We start from the raw sequence: 16,052 nt of genomic DNA on the forward strand, positions 1-16,052 counted from the left end.
GGCGAGGGATGTCTTGTTTTAGTTGCTTTGTATAATTAATTGTCCTTGAGTGGGTGTGCAAGCCATGTCGCTTCAATTTGCCTAAAATTGCGGCTAAAGGATTAGTCGCCACCTTCCTCGGAGGCATAGACTTTACGCAGCAAGGTCAATAATTGACGCCGCTCTATTTCGCTAAGTGATTGAGTCGCTTCTAAATCACTTTGCTCCGCCAGTCCTTTCAAGCGCTCGACGAGTGCCTCGCCGGTCTTGGTGAGGAAGATGCCGTGCGAGCGACGGTCGCGCTTGCAGCGTACCCGCAATGCCAAGCCACGCTCTTCAAGACCATTAATCAAGCTAACGACTCGCGGCGGATCGATACTCAATGTCTGGGCAAGATTGGATTGCGTCACGCCCGGATAGCCCTCGATGACTACCAGCGAGGAGAACTGTGCCGGGCGAATGTCATGCTCGCGCATGGCCTCGTCGAAGTGCTTGAAGACCTTGAGCTGCGCCCGTCTCAGGGCATAGCCAAGACGTTCCTCGAGCACTAATCCTGTGACCGTGGTTGGGTAGGCTTCCTCGAGGGGTGTTTGCTCCGGGGAGGGCGTTTTCTTGGATGTCGTCATCGGGGGTTCCTTCTTCGATACCATAGTTAATAGTAGAAACTATATTCTGAATGCATTGTTTACGATATCGGTGTGGATAGGCAATACCGTCGACTAATGGGCGCTTGTGTGCACCTAAAGTCTCATGCGGTGCGTCTAGTCAAAAAAATAGTTACCTATTATAACTATGTCTATCACGTTGTTAGTGAAGAACGTATCGCTGAATAACAAGTTTAATCACAGACTAATGGAGCGCCTTTCATGTCGTCCCCTTCCGGTAACCGGTCTTCGCCCCGTTCCGAGAGCGATGCGTTCGCGCAGGCGTATCGACTATACGGTGGTGAGGTGCCGGATTACCCTCGTTGCATGACCCAGCGCCTCGCGCACTGGGCACGCGAGACGCCGTCGACAACGTTTCTGGCCGAACGCGAAGGGGCGCAGCGTGCCTGGCGGAAGCTGACCTTCGGTGAAGCGATGCCGCGGGTGACCCGTCTGGCACAAGCGCTGCTGGATTACGGCTTGTCCCCGGCGCGTCCCGTCGTGGTGCTTTCAGGTAACAGTATCGAGCATGCGTTGCTGGCGTGCGCCGCCATGCATGTAGGCATCCCCTATGTGCCGGTATCACCGTCCTATGCCCTGCTCTCGGAAGATTTCGTCAAGCTTCGCCATGTCGTCGATCTCGTGACCCCAGGGCTCATCTTTGTCGACGACGAAGCTCGCTTTGGCGCAGCTCTGGCGGCCGTTTGCGATGAGCAGGTGACCTGCGTAGCGACGCTGCCGACTCAGCGAGCGCTGGCGTTCGAGACACTGGCGGCGACGCCGGCACGGGCCGAGGTCGATGACGCTCATGCCTGCGTCACGCCGGATAGCGTCGCCAAATTGCTGTTTACGTCAGGCTCGACCGGCATGCCCAAGGCAGTGATCAACACCCAACGCATGCTGTGCAGCAACCAGGCCATGCTCGAGAAACGTCTGGATTTCCTGTCTCGGCACAAGCCGGTGTTGGTGGACTGGCTACCCTGGCATCACACCTTTGGCGGCAACACGATCCTCGGCATGACGATCCATAATGGGGGATCGCTGTACATCGATGACGGCAATCCGACGGCGGATGGCGTGCGACGCACGGTGGATAACCTGCGCGAGGTGTCGCCGACGTTCTACTGCAACGTACCCAAGGGCTTCGAGGCGCTGGTCGAGCATTTACGTGACGATGAGGCGTTACGCACGGCGTTCTTCCGCGATCTCGAGATGATGCACTTCGGTGGGGCCGTGTTGCCCGTTCACGTGCGCGAGGCGCTGGATACCTTCGGCGAGCAGGCATGTGGACGCCCCGTGCCCATGCTGACGGGGCTTGGATCCACCGAGGCATGCCTGGCGTTCTGCACCACGGAGGCCAGTGGTACACCGGGCCTGATCGGTCAGCCCGTGCCGGGGATGTCGCTCAAGCTGGTGGCGACGGATGACAAATGGGAAGCACGTCTCAAGGGGCTCAATGTCACGCCCGGCTATTGGCGCGACGCCGAACGTACCGCCGAAGCATTCGATGACGAAGGTTATTATTGTACCGGGGATGCGATGCGACTCGCCGATCCTGAGTACCCCGAGCGCGGGCTGATCTTCGATGGTCGCTTGAGTGAGAATTTCAAACTGGTGACGGGTACCTGGGTCAATGTGGGTATCTTGCGATTACAGCTCATCGAGCACTTCGCTCCGCTGGTGCAGGACGTGGTGATCGCCGGTGAAGGGCGTGGCTATCTCGCCGGGTTGGTGGTGCTGAACGTCCCGGCGTGCGCACAGCATACAGGTGCTGCGACGTCATCGCTGGGTGACCTGGCGTACGACGCCACCTTGCACCAATGGTTCGCACAACGCCTGGCCTCCTGTCGTCGAGGGCAGTCGAGCTCTACGTGTCTGGAACGCCTGTTGATTCTGGATACGCCGCTTTCGGTCGATCGCGGCGAGTTGACCGACAAGGGGTCGGTCAATCAGCGGCTGGTGCGCGAACGTTATGCCGATCTCGTCGACACACTCTATGCCGACGCTCCTCACGATGCGCGCGTAGTGCTACCTGCCCCCCAAACCCAATAGGGGGCGTTAGACGGGCCGGCCAAGACGCCAAGCGCCGGCCGTGCTCCTGGAATACACCTGATAACGCCACAGTCATTGCGTGGCTTTTCCCTTGCCGGTGGTATAAAAGCTGGTGCTTTTAATCAGTAATATTCTGTCAGTGAGACGTATTTTACGCGGAATTAAGCCCTGTATATTTAGGGAGTTTTGCGTGGCGGTATGGATAATTACTATGGAATTATGCGTGCCATATAGTGGATTTTTTGTATGTTTTAGGGATGCCTTTGGGTAGGGATAGTGTTTTACATAATGAAAAAGGCTGGCGAAACGCCAGCCAAAATCACGATCGATCACTATCAGAACACTAGAACTGGAAGATGGCGCTCGCCTGTAGTCGGCTGGCATCGTCGGAGTTGCCGTTGATTTGCTCGACATCGGCGTTTTGATACTCGAGACCCACTGCCAGACGTTGGGTGACATCCCAGATCACGTTGGCGAAGGTGTAGTCGATGGTCTCGAACTGGGCACTATAGCTATCGGGAAGGTCTTGATCGAGACGCGAGAAGCCGATGGAGCTGAACCAGTCGTCGGTCCAGTTATGGTTGAGAGAAATGCCGAAGGCGCGCGTCTCGACGGCCTCGAGTTCGTTATTGTCGTTGACATAGACATCGGGCGCGTTGCGGTGTCCGGTATTGCCAGGGTTGCCCATGTAGTTACCGATACCTTCGCCGTAGGTTGCACTACCATGCAGGCTGGTCATCGGCGTAAAGGGCAGGTTGAACTGCGCTTGCACCCCATAACCAGTGGTTTCGTCATCCACGGTATTGGTGATGTTGTTGGTGGAGAGCTTGCGTGCGACACCGGAAAGAGCGAACAGGCGTTTGTATTCGTAGCGCACCGTCAAGTCAGGGAGCTGGCTCTCGCCATCGGCAACGCCTGCGTCGTCACGTGCGATAACCGTATCCGGGTCCTCCACGGAGAACGACAGGTTGCCCGCACCAAGTGGCTGGGTATAGCGCAACTGGGCCTGGCGCTCGAAGGCATAACCTTTAGGATCGCCCAGCGCCAGGGTGCGCGTACCGCCCACGAAACTCATGAAGTTCGTCCAGGTGCGGCCCGCCAAAAAGCCATTGAGTTCGCCATAGGCATGGCGCAGGTTGAATTTGCCGTCCGGGATGAAATGCCCTTCGAAATAGGTCGTTAATCGGCCATAGTCGGTCATGGTATGCGTACGGAAGTTAAGACGCGACTCATAGGCGGTGAAGTCGCTGCGTCCATCGGTACGATTCGATGGATCCATGACCGCATAAGGGTCGGTAGCCTTACCAAGGTCATAGTCGAAATCGTAAAGCATATCGAGCTTGACATAACCACCGAAGGCGATATCGGTTTCGGTGCCTGGGATGTTGATGGTCGAGCGATGGTTCCACGGAGGACCGACGCGGCTTGGGTCGCCGGTGACCACGGGTTGGCCCGCTTCCACGACGTCGAAGGCATAGGCGGGAGCCGTCGCCACGCCAGCTATGCCTGAAACGAGTGACACGCAGAGCGCGAGTTTTGTCATCTTGAATGTTGTTATATCGGATCGCATTGGTGAGCTGCCCTTTTTAGGAAGTTATCGAGCTTGGTGCGCATGAATGAGTATGCGTTTCTGAGTCGACGGGAAAATTAATTTTTCACCGTCTCCCTATGCTTTTTTCTGATGAAGCGAGGTCGTACCTCTTTCGTCTATCCCCATGAACTCAGGAGGAAGCCACGCGTATGGAGCGAAGGATTGGCTGTACATTTTGTTCTCCGGCTAATTTTTTATTGCCTGTTATGTTCGCAATACGAACCTTGATTCGTCTTGCGTACATAGAAGCTGAAAAAAAACGCCCTTCCTGTCAATGAGGAAGGGCGCGGTAAGTTATGAAGCTGATATAACGCTTTGTATTAAAGTGGTTTTTACGTTCTTATACTTTGGTTGTGACGCATGTTTTTTGCGATTAAATTAACGTTTCTTTTATTTCTAATGCCTTTTCTTTCAAGCAGGGTAGGATATTTTCCTCAAGCCTTTCGAGAGGCACGCGAGCGGAGTTCGTCGACACGTTCATCGCGCCGATAAGACGTCCTCCCCCGCTGAATATGGGCACGGCGAGTGAGCGAAGCCCCGAGTCGAGCTCCTGGTCGACGATACAATAGCCTTGCTCTCGAGCTTTGATGATCTCGGCTTCAAGCGTTTCAAGGTCGGTAATGCTGTGCGCAGTATGTGCGACGAGCTCGCTTTCTTGCAGGATGCGGTGGCGCTCTTCATCCGGCAATGTGCCCAGTAAAATGCGTCCCATTGAGGTGTAGGCGGTGGGTAGCCGAGTGCCTACCGCAAGCGTGATGGCCATCAGCCGATGCTTGGCTGCGGAGCGCGCCACGTAGATGACATCCTTGCCGTCGAGCACACCTAGAGACGAGGATTCGCCGGTCTCCTGCGTGATGTCTTCCAGATACTTCTGGATGGCGTTGTGGTAGTTGTTCGCCGACAGGAAGGCGTAACCCAGTTGTAGAGCCTTGGGTGAAAGTTCGAAATAACGCTCCTGCTTACGCACGTATCCCAAGGCATGCAAGGTCAGCAGGAAACGCCTGGCCTTGGCGCGGTTCATGTGGGTTTTCGTGGCGACCTCGCTGAGTGTCATGCGAGGGTTGGCCTGATCGAATGCCATGATGACTTCCAGGCCGCTTGCCAGTGCGGTAACGAAATCCCTGTCGTCGGGCGTGAGCGCTCCGTCTTGTGATGCCATGTGCCGTGATGCCTCGTTGTTGATTGTCAGGTATCTTGGAGCAAACCTATCATAAAGTTCGAAATGCGAACATTTGTTCGCCTTGATTCTGGCTGGAGACTCGCATGTACGACACCCTACTTCGCCACCCCTTCATGAGCTCTGCGGGACGTTCGGCGACCCAAGCCCGCGATCTGATAGAGGCCATGGCGGTCGTCGAAATCGCTCTCGCCAGCGAACAGGAAACGCTGGGTATCCTCCCTGCCGGCGCCGCCGATGGCATCGAACGTGTTCTGCGCGCGCATGTGTTTGACCTGGAGTCGATGGCCCAGGAGACCGTTCTGGGTGGCAATGCGGCAATTCCTTTCGTCAAGCAGGCCAAGGCGGCTCTTCCCGATGAACTCAAGGGAAGTTTTCATCGTGGTGCGACCAGCCAGGATATCCTCGATACGGCCTTGATGTTACTCCTCAAGCCGCGCCTCGAGGCATGCTTGACGCACTTGAAACATAGTCGTGAGGCGGGCTGTGTGCTCATGCGTACGCATGCACGCACCCCCATGGTGGGGCGCACGCTGATGCAACAAGCGCTGCCCATCACCTTCGGGGTCAAGGTCGCGCAATGGGCAGAGAATCTGGCCCAAGCCGAACGGCGTCTCAAAGGCGTGGCCGAGACAGGGCTCTACTTGCAATTCGGTGGTGCGGTGGGCGTTCACTCCGGATTGGGTGCGCAAGGGCTGGAGGTGATGGATCGTGTCGCCGCGCGGCTTGGGCTCGCGTCGCCGCTGCTGCCATGGCACACCAACCGCCAGCCGATCCTGGCCCTGGCCGGTGCCATCGATGCGGTGGCGGTGGGCGTCGAGAAAGTGGCGTTGGATGTCTCGTTGCTGACGCAGTCGGAAGTCGCGGAAGTCAGCGAGCCTGCCGTTGCTGGTGCCGGTGGTTCGTCGTCGATGCCCCATAAACGCAACCCGGTGATTTGCGCGCGCTTGCGGGCCGCGGCGCGCCAGATTCACGGGCAAGTGGCGACGCTCAGCCATGCTGGGGCGCAGCCGCTCGAACGGGGGTTGGGCGAATGGCATGCCGAGTGGGCGCCGATGCTGGATGCCGTGCTGCTGATGGAAGGTGCCCTGGAATCTCTGGTCGAGCTTTGGGAAGGCCTGGAAGTACACCCCGAGACGATGCGGCATAACCTGGCGCTGACCGGCGGCGCGATCATGGCCGAGCCCGCGGCCCGCTTTCTCGCCGACGCTCTAGGGGCAGACGCCGCACAGCGTATTGCCAAGGAGGCCGCCGAAACCTCGCGTCGCGAGCGACGTGATTATGCCGATGTGCTGCTGGCTGACGAGGAGGTGGCGAGGCAGGTGGATGCTCAGGATCTGCGGGCATGTGTCGATCCGGGTTTATACATTGGTAGTAGCCCGTGGCAGGTTCAGCGTGTTCTGGATGCGCTGGAAGTCATGTAACTCTCTATATTTAAAGCATTAGTTGTTTTTCTACCGCAAGGGCAACGTGGAGGCGTTGCCCTTTTGTGTGTTTGACCGGCCGTCGCAATCCCGATAATTTTGTTCGTATCACAAACCAGTGTTCACCAAGCGAACAAATTGCGAGGCAATCCGCATGGCCGAATTTCTTAGCCTCCATGACGCCGTGGCGCGCTATGTCGAAGATGGCGCCACCGTGGCCATGGAAGGCTTCACCCACCTGATTCCCTTTGCCGCTGGGCACGAGATCATTCGCCAGGGCAAGCGTGACCTGACGCTGATCCGCATGACGCCGGACTTGGTCTACGATCAATTGATCGGTGCCGGTTGTGCCAAGAAACTGATTTTCTCTTGGGGCGGTAACCCCGGCGTGGGGTCGCTGCATCGCCTGCGTGATGCGGTGGAGAAGGGCTGGCCGCACAAGGTGGAGATCTTCGAGCATAGTCATGCGGCTATGGCGTGTGCGTTCGAGGCCGGCGCGGCGGGGCTGCCGCTGGCGGTGTTGCGCGGTTACGTGGGCAGTGAGCTGCCCAGCGTCAATGATCAGATCAAGTACATCGAGTGTCCGTTCACCGGGGAACGCCTCGCGGCGGTGCCATCGGTGCGTCCCGACGTCTCCCTGGTGCATGCGCAGAAGGCGGATCGCAAGGGCAACGTGCTGGTGGAAGGCATCATCGGCGTGCAGAAGGAAGCGATCCTCGCCGCGGGCAAGAGCATCGTCACCGTCGAGGAAGTGGTCGATGACCTTGAAGCCGGCCCCAATGCCTGCGTGATTCCCGGTTGGGCCATCGACGCTATTGCAGTGGCCGAGAAGGGTGCTTATCCCTCCTACGCGCATGGCTACTATCCGCGCGACAACCGTTTCTACAAGGATTGGGATGCCATTGCTCGCGACCGCGACACCTTCCAGACATGGCTCGATGACAACGTCTATAACGCAGGAGGTCAGGCCTGATGAGTAACGAATACACCTCCGCGGAAATGATGACCGTGACGGCGGCGAAAGCGCTGGAAAACGGCATGACCTGCTTCGTGGGCATCGGCTTGCCCTCCGAGGCCGCTAACCTGGCACGTCTGACGCACGCACCGGACGTGGTGCTGATCTACGAATCCGGCACCCTACAGACCAAGCCCGAGGTGTTGCCGCTGTCCATCGGCGACGGCGAGCTGTGCGAGTCGGCGTTGACCACCGTTTCGGTGCCGGAAATGTTCCGCTACTGGCTACAGGGCGGCAAGGTCGACGTGGGCTTCCTGGGGACCGCGCAGATCGACCGCTACTGCAATCTCAACACCACGCTGATCGGTGACTATCAAGCGCCCAAGGTACGTTTGCCGGGCGGCGGCGGGGCCCCGGAGATCGCCACCAGCGCCGGCGAGGTCTTCATCACGCTCAAGCACTCCAAGCGAACCTTCGTCAACGAGGTGGATTTCATCACCACGCTGGGTTTCGGTCGCGACGGCAAGACGCGTGACGGCGTGCCCAACATTGGCAAGGGCCCGACCCGGGTGATCACCGATCTGTGTGTCATGAAGCCCGATCCCGAGACCAAAGAGTTGGTGGTCGTATCGCTGCATCCCGGCGTTACGCGTGACGACGTGATCGAGGCTACCGGCTGGGAGATTCGCTTCGCCGAGCAGCTCGAGACGACACCGACGCCGGATGCACGCGAGCTGGAAGTGCTGCGGGATCTCAAGGCACGTACCGAACGTAAACACGCCGGCGAGGCGTGAGGAGAATTCGATGAGCGATGTTTGGCTATGTCATCCCACGCGTTCCGCCGTGGGGCGCTTCGGTGGCGTGCTGGCCAGTGTCCGCCCCGACGACCTGGCGGCGACGATCTTCCGCGCCGTGCTGGCCCAGGCCCCGGATCTCGATCCGGCGGCCATCGATGAAGTGATCATGGGCTGCGCCAACCAGGCCGGCGAGGACAATCGCAACGTGGCGCGCATGTCGGCGTTGCTGGCCGGGCTGCCCACCAGCGTGCCCGGCACCACGATGAACCGCCTGTGCGGGTCGGGCATGGACGCCGTGGGTACGGCGTTCCGTGCCATCAAGGCAGGCGAATTCGAACTGGCCCTGGCAGGCGGTGTGGAATCCATGTCGCGCGCGCCCTTCGTGATGGGCAAGGCCGAGAGTGCCTTCGCGCGTGCTCAGGCGATCGAGGACACCACCATCGGCTGGCGCTTCGTCAATCCGCTGATGAAGAGCCACTACGGTGTCGAGTCGATGCCCGAGACCGCCGAGAACGTGGCCGAGCAGTTTCATGTTTCTCGCGAAGATCAGGATGCCTTCGCCGTGCGCTCGCAGCAGAAAACCGAGCGCGCCCAACAGTCGGGGCGTCTGGCGCGGGAAATCACGCCGGTCGAGGTGCCACGTCGCAAGCAGGATCCCCTGATCGTCGATCAGGACGAGCATCCGCGTGCCGGTACCACGCTGGAAAAGTTGGCCAAGTTGCCGACGCCGTTTCGCGAGGGCGGCAGTGTCACCGCCGGCAATGCGTCCGGCGTCAACGATGGCGCAGCGGCGATGCTGGTCGCCAGCGATGCCGCCGTTGCGCGTCACGGGCTTACCCCCATGGCGCGCATTCTGGGCATGGCCACCGCTGGTGTGGAGCCACGGATCATGGGCATGGGCCCGGTGCCGGCCACGCGCAAGCTGCTTGAGCGTCTGGGTATCGGCATCGACGAGGTCGACATCATCGAGCTCAACGAAGCCTTCGCCGCCCAAGGGCTGGCGTGCCTGCGCGAGCTGGGCGTCGCCGACGACGACCCGCGCGTCAATCCCAACGGCGGGGCAATTGCGCTCGGCCATCCGCTGGGGATGTCCGGCGCGCGCTTGCTGCTGACCGCAGTGCATGAATTGCACGCGCAGAACAAGCGCTACGCCCTGTGCACCATGTGTGTCGGTGTGGGGCAAGGTGTGGCCACTTTGATCGAACGCGTTTGAGGAGAACGGCATGGCTTTCTTGACGGTAGCGGAACGCACGATCGCCTATCGCGATAGCGGCGAAAACGCGTTGCCGGCGGTGCTGTTGGCACATCCGCTGGGCATGAGTCAGGACGTCTGGGAAGGCGTGGTGACGGCCCTGCGTGGGCGCTTTCGCTGCGTGACTTGGGATTTTCCCGGTCATGGCGCAAGCACTGGCCTGACAGCGTCGGTAACGCCGGACGACCTGGCCGAGGACGCCTTGGCTCTGGCCGATGCCCTGGGCCTTGCGCGCTTTCACTTCGTGGGCACGTCGGTCGGTGGCGTGGTCGGCCAGCAGTTGCTGGCCCAGTGCCCCGAGCGGCTCGTCAATGTAGTGCTCACCAATACCGGTGCGGTCATCGGCACGCCGGATAACTGGCATGCGCGGGCGGCGCGGGTACGTCAGGAAGGCCTGGCCGCGATGGCCGACGAGATCGTGCCGCGCTGGTTTACCGAGGCGTTCGCGCAGCGTGACACGGCGGCGTATGCGGGTTGGAAGACCCAACTCACGCGCACCGACGCCGAAAGTTACGCGCGGCTCTGCGAAATGCTGGCCGCGACCGATTTTACCGGCCGGTTGCGTGACGTTACCGGTCCCGTGCGTCTGCTGGGCGGCCGCGAGGATCTTTCCACGCCCCCTGAGACCTTGAAAACGCTCGCTTCCCAGTTCGGCGACGCGCGCCTCGAAGTGCTCGAGCACATCGCCCACGTGCCCAGCGTGGAAGTGCCCGAGGCGATCGCCAAGCGCCTGCGCGCCTGGTTGGGCGAGGAGCACGCCGACGAGAACGGCGTGAGCTATGCCGCTGGACTGGACACCCGCAAGCAGGTGCTGGGCGATGAGCACGTGGCACGCGCCAGCGAAAATGCCACCACGCTCGATGCACCGTTCCAGAACATGATCACGCGTATGGCCTGGGGCGAGCTGTGGGGCAACGATGACTTGAGCCGCACCGAGCGCAGCATGATCACCCTGGCGGTACTGGCGGCGCTGGGCCGCGACGGCGAGCTGGAGCTCCACCTGAAAACCGCCCAACGCATTGGCCTCAGTGAAGCGCAACTGCGCCAGACGCTGATGCATGTGGCGATCTACGCTGGCGTGCCGGCCGCTAACCATGCCTTCTCGATGGCCAAGAAACTGGGCTGGGGCAACACCCTATAACGAGAATCCCGCCTGGATAATGCCTTCCTCGGAAGGCGATTGAAGCGAGAGGTCCTTAGCGGACCTCTTTCGAGATAATAAAAGGAATCAATGCCATGAAACGTACGCTAACTTGCATGCTCACCCTCTCCCTAACGGCGGCAGCCGTTTCGACCGCCCATGCGGAAACCACGCTGCGCATGTCGCATTTCTGGCCGGGCGCCTCGTCGATCAATAAAGATGCCTTCGAAGCCTGGGCCGCAGCAGTGGAAGAAGACTCCAATGGCTCACTGACGATCGAGAACTATCCCTCCCAGACCTTGAGTCAAGCCGATGAAACGTATGAAGCGGTTGTCAACGGCATCGCTGATATCGGGATCACTGCGCAGGGCTACACCAACGGTCGCTTTCCGCTGAGCCAGATCGTCGAACTGCCGGGCGTGGCGTCGTCGGCCCCCGAGGGCGCCTGCGTGCTGCAAACGCTCTATGACGATGGTCAGATCGCCGACGAGTACGACGATACCCACGTGCTGTTCATGTTCACCACGGGGCCAGGGTATATCCACACTCGCGATACCGACGTGCAGAAACCCTCGGACCTCGAAGGACTGCGCATGCGTCGCCCCACGGCCGTGGCGGGCAACATCCTCAAGAACATGGGCGCCGAGCCGACCGGCATGCCGGCACCGGAAATCTATACCTCCATGCAGCGCGGTGTACTCGATGGCTTGAGCTTTCCCTGGGAAGGCATGAAGACCTTCCGTCTCAACGAGCTGACCGAGTACCACACGCAGGTACCGTTCTACACACTGATCTTCGTCGCCACGATGAGCCAGGACAAATATGACAGCCTGTCCCCCGAGCAACAAAAGGCCATCGACGAGAACGCCGGCATGAAGTGGGCGGAAAAAGCCGGCAAAGTCTTTGCTGCCGATGACAAGGCCGGCAAAAAGGAAGCCGAAGAAGCCGGGCACACCATCCGTGTCATCGACAATCCGCTCGAGAATTCGGAATGGGAAAAGCCGCTCAAGGCGGGCATCGATCAGTACCTGGGTAATCTTGAGTCGCGCGGTCTCGATCAGGCGCGAGATGTCTATTACGCCGCGCTTGAAGCGCGTAAATCCTGCTCAGCCGAATAAGGCTAGGAGAGAACGGTATGCAGCAAGGGCTCACTCGGCTCAGCCACTGGCTGGGCTCCCTGTGCAGAATCATTGCCGGTATAGCGCTTCTGGCGTTGCTGTCGGTCACCATTCTCGACGTGGGTCTGCGTTACTTGAGTGATCTTACTAGTGGTGTGATATCCCTCAGCGTGTCGGGAAGCGTGGAACTTGTCAGCTACCTGCTGCTGTTCTCTCTGCTCGCGGCCATGGCCGCGAGCGTCGAGAAAAGCCAGGTGGTCGTCGAAGCGCTGACCCATCGTATGAACGATGTTTTCAAGGCGCGCTTGCACGGCTTTTACCTTCTGGGCTTCATGGTGCTTGGGATCATCTTGTGCGTGGGTCTGATCAATTCGGGGCTCGGTGCCATATCTCATGGTGAAGTCACGCAAGACTTGAGAATTTCCATGGGGCCTATTTATTTGTTTGCCGCCTTTCTGAGTGCACTACTCAGCTTGCGAAGCTTGATGCATGTCTTGCTGAGCGGCGTCTTCGGCCAACAGGAGGAAAGCGCCAATGGGTAGTGAAATGATTGGCGGTATCGGTCTGGCCTCGCTGCTGGTGTTGATGATGCTGCGTGTGCCCGTGGCGCTATCGATGTTGATCGTCGGTGTCGTGGGGTTCTCGCAGATCATCAACATGGGCGCCGCCCTGTCGATGGTCAAATCCGTCCCGGTGGAGGTACTGTCTAACTACAGTTTTAGTGCGGTCCCCATGTTCATTTTAATGGGTGTCTTGGCGGCGCACTCCGGCATGGCGGGTAAATTGTTCAATTCTACACGCATGATCTGCGGAGGTTGGAAAGGGGGGCTGGCGATCTCGGCGATTGGTTCCTGCGGAATCTTTTCGGCGATTTCCGGTTCTTCTCTTGCGACGGCAAGCACCATGACGCGTGTCGCGCTGCCCGAGATGGAGCGCTATGGCTACAACCGTGGTCTAGCCACCGGCGCACTGGCCGCCGGCGGAACGCTGGGAATCATGATTCCGCCGAGTATCGCGCTTTTGATCTACGCCATTCTTACCGAACAGTCGGTAGGCGATATGTTCATGGCGGGCCTTATACCCGGTCTGATGGGGCTCGTTTTCTATTCATTGGCGATCACCGTCGTGATGCGGCTCAAACCTTCGCTTGCGGTCGCGGGAGAGCCCACATCCTGGAGCGATAAAATCAAATCCCTGGCAGGATTGTCACCTTTCTTCGGTGTTTTTCTGCTGCTCATATTGGGCATCTACTTCGGTGCTTTCACGCCCACAGAGGGAGCGAGCGTGGGAGCATTCGCGACCTTGTTGTATGCCTTGGCCAAAGGGATGCGAGCCAGGGGGTTATGGCAGGCCGTGCAGGAAACATTGGCACTTTCCTCGGTGGTGTTTTTCATGCTGGTAGGAGCCGAGACGCTGGGCTATTTCATTTCGGTCTCGCGTATCTCCTTCACTATCAGTGAGTTCCTGTTAAGTATGGATCTCACGCCGCTCGTCGTGCTGCTATGCATCCTGCTGCTGTATTTTATCCTCGGGATGTTCATGGATTCGATCGCCATGCTGGTAATCACCGTGCCGGTCGTGTTCCCGATCATTCAGACGGTGGGCATCGATCCGGTATGGTTCGGCATCGTGACCGTTTTGACCGTCGAATTAGGTCTGATAACGCCACCGGTGGGGATGAATGTCTTCGTGATCAAAGCCATGGCACCCCATGTGGGGCTGGGGGAAATCTTCAAGGGAGTGGCGCCTTTCATCGCCGCCGATTTCGTTCGATTGGCGCTACTGATTGCGTTCCCCGTACTTACCCTATTTCTCATCTGATTCCAGGAGTGGAAAACGCTAGCTGTATTGATGGACGAACGATAGCAATAAACAAATAATGAGGTTCTGAAATGAAAACAATATGCTACGCCGCCGGTTTGACCCTCGGACTCGCTGCCTTGCCCAGTCTGGCGCAGGCGGAAACGCTACGCCTGGCTCACGTGTGGCCAGGCGGCTCCAAGATCGACACCGAAATCTTCCAGGCATGGGCCGATAGCGTGGAAGACGCGTCGGACGGTCGCTTGGAAGTGCAGGTGTTCCCGGGCCAGACGCTGGCCAAGTCAGATGCCACCTATGAGGCGGTGGTCGATGGTATCGCCGATATCGGGGCGACGGCCCAAGGCTATACGTCTGGGCGTTTTCCCCTGACCCAGGTTATCGAAGTCCCCGGTGTTTCCAACAGCAGTCGTCAAGGTTCCTGTGTCTTGCAGAAGCTCTATGATCAAGGCGACCTCGATGATGAATACGCCGATTCGCATGTGCTTTTCATGTTCACGACGGGGCCTGGCTACCTGCACGCCAAGGAGAAACTCCTCGAAAAGCCCAGCGACCTGGAGGGTATGCGCCTGCGTCGTCCAACTTCGTTGGTGGGTGACATGATGGAAGATCTCGGTGCGCAGCCCGTCGGTATGCCTGCTCCCGACATTTATACTGCCCTGCAACGTGGTGTTATGGACGGTTTGAGCATCAATTGGGAAGGTGCCAAAACCTTCCGCGTCAACGAGCTCGTCAATTATCACACCGAGGTACCGTTATATGACTTGTCGTTGATCGCGACGATGAATAAGAGTACCTACGAGAACCTCCCCGACGACCTCAAGAAAGTCATCGACGAGCATAGCGGCATGAAATGGTCGATGAAGGCCGGTGGCGTTTACGACGAGTTGAGTAAGGAAGGCCGCCAGGAAGCACTCGATGCGGGCGATGAAATCATCACCATCGATAACCCGTTGCAGGACGACGATTGGGGACCGGTTCTCAAGGACACGATCAATCGTTATGTGAGCGACTTACAGGAAGACGGATTACCAGGGGCCCAAACGTACGACAACGTCATGACCCTCAAGGAATCCTGCGAGTCGTAAGTCACACCGCATGGTCCGTCAGCGTGTGTCTGACGGACCGTCCTTTTCATGCTCCGGGGCGATGGCCTCGATGAGCGTTTGGCGGAACCACTCTTGCGCCGATGAGTCATCGGAATGGCGTGGCCAGTAGAGTGTCACCTCGACATTCGGTACGTCGAAAGGTAGCTCACATATCTGTAGGGCGGCTTCCCGGGCAAAGATTTGTGCGATCTGCTGGGGGAGTATCGCCAGCAATTCTGAATTATCCAGGATACGAGGCAACGCCGAGAAGTGAGGCACGACGACGCTGACTTTGCGGCTGATGTCATGTGCCTTCAATATATCTTCGACGAGCCCGTGGCCCGATGATGGCGAGATGACGATGTGATGTTCTTGTGTAAAGGTCTCCATGTCGAGCGTCTGCTGAACGCGTGGATGCTGCTTGCTTAGCAAGCAGACATAGCGCTCCTTGATGATGGCTTTTCTTCCCAGGTTGGGCGCCGTTATATCCCGGCTACAAACCACGGCATCGACACTTTTATTGTCGAACCATGCGTTGATCTTCTCTATTTCCAGCGGCACGACCTCAAGCTCTACATGTGGCGCTAGCGCCTGCATGCGCTGAAGAATCGCAGGCAGCAGTGTCGTTTCTCCCAAATCGGTCAATGCCAGCCGAAAACGCCGCTGCGAGTGGCGAGGATCGAAATGCTGATTGTCGCTGATGGTGTGCTCGATCTGCGTCAAGGCATGGCGAAAAGACGCGTAGACCTGCGTGGCAAGGAAAGTGGGCTCCATGCCATCGCGCGTTCTGGAAAAGAGAGGGTCATTGAAAAGTTCGCGAAGCCTGGAAAGAGAATAGCTGACGGAGGGTTGGGTGACATTGAGCCGGTGCGCGGCGAGGGTAACGCTACGCGATTCATACAGTGTCACGAATGTCCGTATGAGATTAAGGTCTATAGGGCGCATTCGAATAAGTCCTGTTTATTTTGTATAGAAAGAATAATGATTTGAGTAGTGTTGGCAAGAAAACTATCGTT

14 protein-coding genes are annotated in these 16,052 nt (G+C 58.4%); 10 read left to right on the forward strand and 4 right to left on the reverse strand.

Translation table 11 applies throughout. The features are described from left to right. Positions 1-101: 101 nt before the first annotated feature. On the reverse strand, positions 102-605 hold the full coding sequence (locus L1073_RS08485) for a MarR family winged helix-turn-helix transcriptional regulator (protein WP_246898420.1): 504 nt from the start codon (positions 603-605) through the stop codon (positions 102-104). A 240-nt stretch (positions 606-845) separates the two neighbouring features. On the opposite strand from L1073_RS08485, the gene L1073_RS08490 reads away from it, so the two are divergent. Next, positions 846-2,675 carry a feruloyl-CoA synthase gene (locus tag L1073_RS08490; protein ID WP_246898422.1) on the forward strand — a complete coding sequence of 610 codons (1,830 nt, stop codon included), beginning with the start codon at positions 846-848 and terminating at the stop codon, positions 2,673-2,675. Between the two features lie 343 nt (positions 2,676-3,018). On the opposite strand, the gene L1073_RS08495 is transcribed toward L1073_RS08490, so the two are convergent. Together L1073_RS08495 and L1073_RS08500 are read right to left on the reverse strand one after the other, a co-directional pair. Next, positions 3,019-4,170: a DcaP family trimeric outer membrane transporter gene (locus L1073_RS08495; RefSeq protein ID WP_246898423.1), complete on the reverse strand. Its 1,152-nt coding sequence runs from the start codon at positions 4,168-4,170 to the stop codon at positions 3,019-3,021. A gap of 469 nt (positions 4,171-4,639) precedes the next feature. Further along, entirely contained in the window at positions 4,640-5,425 is a 786-nt protein-coding gene (locus L1073_RS08500) for an IclR family transcriptional regulator domain-containing protein (protein WP_246898425.1), read from the reverse strand. A 104-nt stretch (positions 5,426-5,529) separates the two neighbouring features. Between L1073_RS08500 and L1073_RS08505 the strand changes: the two genes are divergently transcribed. The 9 genes from L1073_RS08505 to L1073_RS08545 all read left to right on the forward strand — a co-directional run bounded on the left by L1073_RS08505 (position 5,530) and on the right by L1073_RS08545 (position 15,036). Continuing rightward, positions 5,530-6,867 (forward strand): class-II fumarase/aspartase family protein, encoded by a 1,338-nt coding sequence (locus L1073_RS08505; RefSeq protein ID WP_246898427.1) that lies wholly within the window; start codon positions 5,530-5,532, stop codon positions 6,865-6,867. A 154-nt stretch (positions 6,868-7,021) separates the two neighbouring features. Then, entirely contained in the window at positions 7,022-7,840 is an 819-nt protein-coding gene (locus tag L1073_RS08510; RefSeq protein ID WP_246898428.1) for a CoA transferase subunit A, read from the forward strand. Beyond that, complete coding sequence (locus L1073_RS08515; RefSeq protein ID WP_246898430.1) at positions 7,840-8,616, forward strand: CoA-transferase subunit beta; 777 nt, start codon at positions 7,840-7,842, stop codon at positions 8,614-8,616. The genes L1073_RS08510 and L1073_RS08515 overlap by 1 nt, the downstream gene beginning before the upstream one ends. Positions 8,617-8,626: 10 nt before the next feature. Next, positions 8,627-9,832 carry a 3-oxoadipyl-CoA thiolase gene (gene pcaF / locus L1073_RS08520; RefSeq protein ID WP_246898432.1) on the forward strand — a complete coding sequence of 402 codons (1,206 nt, stop codon included), beginning with the start codon at positions 8,627-8,629 and terminating at the stop codon, positions 9,830-9,832. A 10-nt stretch (positions 9,833-9,842) separates the two neighbouring features. Next, positions 9,843-11,012: a bifunctional 3-oxoadipate enol-lactonase/4-carboxymuconolactone decarboxylase PcaDC gene (pcaDC, locus tag L1073_RS08525; RefSeq protein ID WP_246898433.1), complete on the forward strand. Its 1,170-nt coding sequence runs from the start codon at positions 9,843-9,845 to the stop codon at positions 11,010-11,012. 95 nt (positions 11,013-11,107) lie between these two features. After that, positions 11,108-12,130 (forward strand): TRAP transporter substrate-binding protein, encoded by a 1,023-nt coding sequence (locus tag L1073_RS08530; RefSeq protein WP_246898435.1) that lies wholly within the window; start codon positions 11,108-11,110, stop codon positions 12,128-12,130. A gap of 17 nt (positions 12,131-12,147) precedes the next feature. Further along, entirely contained in the window at positions 12,148-12,672 is a 525-nt protein-coding gene (locus L1073_RS08535; protein WP_246898437.1) for a TRAP transporter small permease, read from the forward strand. Then, complete coding sequence (locus L1073_RS08540) at positions 12,665-13,951, forward strand: TRAP transporter large permease (protein ID WP_246898439.1); 1,287 nt, start codon at positions 12,665-12,667, stop codon at positions 13,949-13,951. Before L1073_RS08535 ends, L1073_RS08540 begins: the two co-directional genes overlap by 8 nt. A gap of 71 nt (positions 13,952-14,022) precedes the next feature. Then, positions 14,023-15,036 carry a TRAP transporter substrate-binding protein gene (locus L1073_RS08545; protein ID WP_246898441.1) on the forward strand — a complete coding sequence of 338 codons (1,014 nt, stop codon included), beginning with the start codon at positions 14,023-14,025 and terminating at the stop codon, positions 15,034-15,036. 18 nt (positions 15,037-15,054) lie between these two features. On the opposite strand, the gene L1073_RS08550 is transcribed toward L1073_RS08545, so the two are convergent. Continuing rightward, the gene (locus L1073_RS08550; protein WP_246898443.1) at positions 15,055-15,981 is read right to left on the reverse strand and encodes a LysR family transcriptional regulator; all 927 of its coding nucleotides are present in this window, start codon (positions 15,979-15,981) and stop codon (positions 15,055-15,057) included. Positions 15,982-16,052: the final 71 nt, after the last annotated feature.

It is taken from the genome of Chromohalobacter nigrandesensis (assembly GCF_023061285.1).
Classification (GTDB): Bacteria; Pseudomonadota; Gammaproteobacteria; order Pseudomonadales; family Halomonadaceae; genus Chromohalobacter; species Chromohalobacter nigrandesensis.

Bases quoted from the DNA above. Each gene is read 5' to 3' on its own strand.
- L1073_RS08490 (WP_246898422.1), top strand. From the start codon at position 846: ATGTCGTCCCCTTCCGGTAACCGGTCTTCGCCCCGTTCCGAGAGCGAT.
- L1073_RS08505 (WP_246898427.1), top strand. From the start codon at position 5,530: ATGTACGACACCCTACTTCGCCACCCCTTCATGAGCTCTGCGGGACGT.
- L1073_RS08510 (WP_246898428.1), top strand. From the start codon at position 7,022: ATGGCCGAATTTCTTAGCCTCCATGACGCCGTGGCGCGCTATGTCGAA.
- L1073_RS08500 (WP_246898425.1), bottom strand. From the start codon at position 5,425: ATGGCATCACAAGACGGAGCGCTCACGCCCGACGACAGGGATTTCGTT.
- L1073_RS08485 (WP_246898420.1), bottom strand. From the start codon at position 605: ATGACGACATCCAAGAAAACGCCCTCCCCGGAGCAAACACCCCTCGAG.
- L1073_RS08530 (WP_246898435.1), top strand. From the start codon at position 11,108: ATGAAACGTACGCTAACTTGCATGCTCACCCTCTCCCTAACGGCGGCA.
- pcaDC (WP_246898433.1), top strand. From the start codon at position 9,843: ATGGCTTTCTTGACGGTAGCGGAACGCACGATCGCCTATCGCGATAGC.
- pcaF (WP_246898432.1), top strand. From the start codon at position 8,627: ATGAGCGATGTTTGGCTATGTCATCCCACGCGTTCCGCCGTGGGGCGC.
- L1073_RS08535 (WP_246898437.1), top strand. From the start codon at position 12,148: ATGCAGCAAGGGCTCACTCGGCTCAGCCACTGGCTGGGCTCCCTGTGC.
- L1073_RS08540 (WP_246898439.1), top strand. From the start codon at position 12,665: ATGGGTAGTGAAATGATTGGCGGTATCGGTCTGGCCTCGCTGCTGGTG.
- L1073_RS08515 (WP_246898430.1), top strand. From the start codon at position 7,840: ATGAGTAACGAATACACCTCCGCGGAAATGATGACCGTGACGGCGGCG.
- L1073_RS08550 (WP_246898443.1), bottom strand. From the start codon at position 15,981: ATGCGCCCTATAGACCTTAATCTCATACGGACATTCGTGACACTGTAT.
- L1073_RS08545 (WP_246898441.1), top strand. From the start codon at position 14,023: ATGAAAACAATATGCTACGCCGCCGGTTTGACCCTCGGACTCGCTGCC.